The organism is Embleya sp. NPDC056575, from assembly GCF_042793325.1.
Classification (GTDB): Bacteria; Actinomycetota; Actinomycetes; order Streptomycetales; family Streptomycetaceae; genus Embleya.
Window position 1 is genome coordinate 1 of sequence record NZ_JBHTVA010000108.1, and the last position, 4478, is coordinate 4478.

Consider the following 4478-nt stretch of genomic DNA (forward strand, 5'->3'; position numbering starts at 1 on the left):
GCCCCCGGTGAGCAGATGCTCACCGGGGGCCGAACGGTGCGTTGCGTCGAGCCATCCATCAATCGCTCCAGCCTGCGACTTCACCGATTCCATGGGCCAATCGAGTGATCCTCGACCTTTCCGCTCACCCGGCCCCACGCCGAATCGCACATTGATGCGATGGACTTCATGGACCTCCGTCACCCGGAGTACTCCCACATGTTCGGTTTCCTGCAAGCCGACGGCCATCTCTCCGCAGGCACAGGGCAACGCGGCCGGCTGCGCCTGGAGGTGAGTGCCCGTGACCGCGAGCTGCTGGAGCGCTTTCAACACCTGTGTCCGTACCCGAGTTCGATTCGCGAGCGCACCCGCGCGACCAACTTCTCGACCGAGCACACCTCGTCGGTCTGGACCTTGTGTGCTCTGGAGGCCCGAAACACTCTTCACGCCCTGGGACTGCCCTACGGCAGGAAGTCGACCCTGATCGGCCCACCCACCGGCGACCACGTCCCGCGCGACTACCTACGTGGGCTCGTCGATGCCGACGGTGCGATCGGTATGACCGCCAAGGGCTTTCCGTTCCTGAGCCTGACCACGTCGAGCGCGGCCGTCTCGGACTACTTCTGCGAGTTCGGTCTGGCGGTCGGCGGCGCCCTGCGACGCCCAGGCCGCAACACGCGGGACGGCGTCTTCAACGTCCTGTACACGAACGATCCGGCCGTCGCGATCGCCCGTGAGCTCTACTACGAGGGCAGTCCCGCGCTCGCACGCAAGGCCGCGAAGGCCGAAATCGTCAAGGCGTGGGAGCGGCCGGCCGGTATGCGGGCCCGGTCGGCACCGAGGCATTGGAGCGAAGTCGACGACGCGGTGGTCCGGGCTCATCCGGCCGATACCGCGGCTGTGTTGCTCGGTCGGACCGTCGCGAGTTGCAGGATGCGCCGGTGGCGACTCGCCAAAGCGGGGGAGCCCGTCGAACCGGCTCCCCCGCAGTTGGCTCTGTTCTCGTGATGCTCGGTCAGCCCTTGACCGTGATCAACGGCTTCAGATGCGTCACGATCTCGACCAGGTCGGACTGCTGCCGCATGACCCGGTCCAGGTTCTTGTACGCGCCGGGGATCTCATCCACGACGCCCGCGTCCTTGCGGCACTCGACGCCCTGGGTCTGCTCGACCAAGTCCTTCACCGTGAACCGCTTCTTGGCTGCGTTCCGGCTCATCTTCCGGCCCGCGCCGTGCGACGCCGAGTTGAACGCGTCGATGTTGCCGAGGCCGCGCACGATGTACGAACCGACCGCCATCGACCCGGGGATGATCCCGAGATCGCCACTGCCCGCCCGGATCGCACCTTTGCGGGTGACCAGCAGGTCCACCCCGTCGTACGTCTCCTCCGACACGTAATTGTGGTGGCATGAGATGGCTCGATCGAAGGTGACCTCTCGTTTCGTGAAGTACGCGGACACGACGTTGCCGTACAACGCGAGCATCAGATCACGGTTGAGCCGGGCGTACTCCTGCGCCCAATACAGGTCGGCACGGTAGGCGTCCATCTCCGGCGTATGCGCGACGAACACCGCCAGGTCGCGATCCACCAAGTCCTGGTTGTGCGGCAACGACTGCGCGACACCGATGTGGTGATCGGCGAGTTCCTTGCCGATGTTGCGCGAACCCGAGTGCAGTTGCAACCACAACCGGCCCTCGCTGTCGCTGTCCAGCGACAGATAGTGGTTCCCGCCGCCGAGGGTGCCCAGTTGGCTTGCCGCCCGCTCCCGCCGGAAGTGCACCTCGGAGGCGAGTTCGCCGAACCGGCTCCACATCGAGTCCAACCGCGCGACCGGAAAGGAGCGCAGTTTCCGCACGTCCACCGGCTCCTTGTGGCCTGCGTGCCCCACCGGCACGTTCGCCTCGATCCGCGATCGCAGGTCGGCAAGATCGTCGGGAAGGTCCCTGGTGGTCAACGACGTACGGACGGCGGACACGCCGCAGCCGATGTCCACGCCGACCGCCGCCGGGCAGACCGCGTCGCGCATGGCGATGACCGAGCCGACCGTGGCGCCGCGGCCGTAGTGCACGTCGGGCATCACGGCGAGGCCGTGCAGCCACGGCAGGGTGGTGATGTTGCGGAGCTGCTGCATGGCCTGGCCCTCGACCGCGGCCGGGTCGGTCCACATGCGAATCGGTACCCGGGTGCCGGGGACCTCGGTGTACGACATGGGTGGGTCACTCTCCTGAGTGGATGGTGATCAAACGTGAGCACGGCGGCTCGAAGACTTGGGCGGCCGCCCCGGCGCACCCCGGGTAGTGGGCCCGGGTGCGCCACGGGGCAGCCGGTGGCGGGGACCGCAGGGTTGGCGACTGCGGGACCCGCGGAGCGGGAAACGAAGCAGGGGTTACACGCGGCGGGCCGAGGCACCCCTGACGGGGCGTCGGCCGAAGTCACGGAACCGCACCGGCTCGCTCCTCTCCCTACAAGACGGGACACACGGAGGCCCCGTCGTTGGCTCGGCCTCCATCAAGCCATGGCAACGCCGCACCCCGCAAAGGGTTTTCCGGCACGGGCGGCGAGCCCCGCGCACGCCCCCGGGACACACCGCGCGCCGCTGTGACACCCGACCCGGGCGGGCGTACATTCCCGATGCATGTTCGTCGTCGGGGTAGCCGCGTGGATCACCGCCGTCGCCTGTGTCGTGTTCGGGCGCGATCGGCATCGGCAGCGGGTGCCGCCGGTGGTCCGCGACTTCGACGGCGACGGGCCGCTGGAGCGCACCGAGTTCCCCCGACCCGCCCGGGCCGGGTGGATCGCCGGAGGCGCCGCGGCCCTGGTCGGCTCGGCGGCGTTCGTCCTCAGCGTCAGGTGAGGCGCCCGGGCGCGGGCGGGGTCAGGTGAAGACGACCGTGCGGGTCCCGTTGAGCAACACGCGCCGCTCCGAGTGCCACTTGACCGCGCGCGCCAGCGCCTGACACTCCACGTCCCGGCCGACCGCGACCAGCGCCGCCGGGGTGACCGCGTGGTCCACCCGCTCGACCTCCTGCTCGATGATCGGGCCCTCGTCCAGGTCGCCGGTGACGTAGTGCGCGGTCGCGCCGATCAGCTTCACGCCACGCGCGTGCGCCTGGTGGTACGGCTTCGCGCCCTTGAAGCTCGGCAGGAACGAGTGGTGGATGTTGATCGCGCGGCCCTCGAGCTGCTTGCACAGGTCGTTGGACAGGACCTGCATATAGCGCGCCAGCACCACCAGTTCCACGTCGTGCTCGTGCACCAGCGCGAGCAGCCGCGCCTCCGCCTCGGGCTTGCTCTCGCGGGTGACCGGGATGTGGTGGAAGGGCACCCCGTACGAGCGCGACAGCTCCTCGAAGTCGCGGTGGTTGGACACCACGCCGACGATCTCGATCGGCAGCGCGCCGATGCTGCTGCGGAACAGCAGGTCGTTGAGGCAGTGCCCGAACTTGCTGACCATCACGAACACGCGCATCCGCGCGTCCCCGTCGTGGATCTGCCAGTCCATGTGGAAGGACGCGCCGACGGCGGTGAAGCCCGCCCGCAGCGCGTCCAACTCGACGCCCGGCTCGGCGGCGAAGTGCACACGCATGAAGAACAGCCCGGTGTCGCGGTCGCCGAACTGCTGGCTGTCCACGATGTTGCAGCCGGTCATCATCAGGAAGCTGGCCACCGCGTGCACGATGCCGCGCTTGTCCGGACAGGACAGCGTGAGCACGTACTGGCCGGCACCCGTCGACGCGTCGCCGGCGCCGGTGCCGTCGAGAGGCTGCTGGGTCTGCTCGGTCATGACGCGCCCTTCTTTCCGATGTCTGCCCGTGTCCACCCGCCATCCGCCGAAGTGCGCGGTGTCGACGTGGCGCGGCGGCCGGTCGTACAGGATCCCACGTCCGGTGCGGGCTCAGCGCCCACCGGTACGGATACGCAACACGTCGAGCGAGTCCGGCGGCGCGTCGGGGTCGTCCTCGTCCGCGCGGGCCAGCACCACGTGCGCGGCCCGCGAGGCGGCGACCACGTCGGACCAGCGCGGATGGGTGAGGTAGGCGGGCGCGGGGGCGTCCTCGCCGACGTCGTGCAGCACGCCCAGGATCTCCCGCACCGCGGCGTCCACCAAGGCGGCCTCCTCGGCGTCGGTGACCAGACAACCGATGTAGGTGGTCGCGGACCAGCGGTCCAGCCAGGAGTCGCCCACCAGGCGATAGACGGCGTCGGTGATCGAGCCGTACTCCGGGCGGCCGGCCAGCCAGGACTCGCGCTGGAACGTCGGGTCGCCGAACATGTGCAGCGCGGAGCGGACCTGGGCCCGCCAACGCCACCACGGAACGGTGCTCTGGCGCATACCTGCCATCGTGGCGCCTCCTCCCCTGTCCCCGCTTCGGTTTCACCGATCCGATCCGGTCGCGTTCCGGATCCGATCCCGACCGGATCCGGTCGGGATCGCCCGGATCACCTCGAATCGCCACCGATCATGCCGCAGACCGGATCGATCCCGCCGGGGGGGCGAC

The 4478-nt window shown here is 69.3% G+C and carries 5 protein-coding genes; 2 read left to right on the forward strand and 3 right to left on the reverse strand.

Going from position 1 to position 4478, the window contains the following annotated elements:
* The first annotated feature begins 159 nt into the window (after nt 1-159).
* Nucleotides 160-987, forward strand: coding sequence for a hypothetical protein (locus ACFRCG_RS45325; RefSeq protein WP_380042523.1), 828 nt, complete (start codon nt 160-162; stop codon nt 985-987).
* A 7-nt stretch (nt 988-994) separates the two neighbouring features.
* On the opposite strand, the gene ACFRCG_RS45330 is transcribed toward ACFRCG_RS45325, so the two are convergent.
* Nucleotides 995-2188, reverse strand: coding sequence for an RtcB family protein (locus ACFRCG_RS45330; RefSeq protein WP_380042524.1), 1194 nt, complete (start codon nt 2186-2188; stop codon nt 995-997).
* A 426-nt stretch (nt 2189-2614) separates the two neighbouring features.
* Between ACFRCG_RS45330 and ACFRCG_RS45335 the strand changes: the two genes are divergently transcribed.
* Nucleotides 2615-2833: a hypothetical protein gene (locus ACFRCG_RS45335; protein WP_380042525.1), complete on the forward strand. Its 219-nt coding sequence runs from the start codon at nt 2615-2617 to the stop codon at nt 2831-2833.
* Nucleotides 2834-2854: 21 nt separating this feature from the next.
* Here the strand turns inward: ACFRCG_RS45335 and purU are convergent, their stop codons facing one another.
* Both purU and ACFRCG_RS45345 read right to left on the reverse strand, forming a co-directional pair.
* Nucleotides 2855-3763 carry a formyltetrahydrofolate deformylase gene (gene purU / locus ACFRCG_RS45340; RefSeq protein WP_380042526.1) on the reverse strand — a complete coding sequence of 303 codons (909 nt, stop codon included), beginning with the start codon at nt 3761-3763 and terminating at the stop codon, nt 2855-2857.
* A gap of 111 nt (nt 3764-3874) precedes the next feature.
* Nucleotides 3875-4312 carry a hypothetical protein gene (locus ACFRCG_RS45345; protein ID WP_380042544.1) on the reverse strand — a complete coding sequence of 146 codons (438 nt, stop codon included), beginning with the start codon at nt 4310-4312 and terminating at the stop codon, nt 3875-3877.
* Nucleotides 4313-4478 lie beyond the last annotated feature (166 nt).